The sequence below is a fragment of the Leucobacter sp. M11 genome, assembly GCF_035726885.1.
Lineage (GTDB): Bacteria > Actinomycetota > Actinomycetes > Actinomycetales > Microbacteriaceae > JAPFRB01.
In genome coordinates, this window is the sequence record NZ_JAPFRB010000001.1 from 327,663 (window position 1) to 328,023 (window position 361).

Annotated in this window: 1 protein-coding gene; it reads right to left on the minus strand. The window is 72.9% G+C overall.

Annotated features, from left to right (window positions below; all coding sequences use genetic code 11):
• Positions 1-361, minus strand: a 361-nt coding sequence (locus tag OOT08_RS01615; RefSeq protein WP_442916150.1) for a metallophosphoesterase family protein, incomplete at both ends; no start/stop codon positions are given.

Genomic DNA, 361 nt, shown 5'->3' on the forward strand with positions numbered 1-361 from the left:
CCAGGTGATGTCGGGGGCGGTGCCGGGGGCGCCGAGGTCGATGAGCCAGCTGCCGCGGGGTTTGTCGGCCTCGGCGAAGCTGAGGTGGAGTGGGGCGCCGCTGTATCGGACGTTCGGGGCGAGGGTGGCGCGGCCGTGGATGTGGCCGAGGGCGGCGTAGTCGAAGCCGGCGAAGAGGTCGGCGGGGACATAGTCGAGGCCGCCCTGGGTGAGGTCTCGGGCGAGCGCGGCGTTTTCGCGTTCCGGGTCGAGCGTGGGCGTGGGGTCTGTGGGCTGGTCGCTGGTGGCGGGGGTGACGGCGAAGCAGTGGCTGAGGATCACGTGCCGCCCGCCGCGTGCTTCGCGTTCGGCGTCGAGTTCG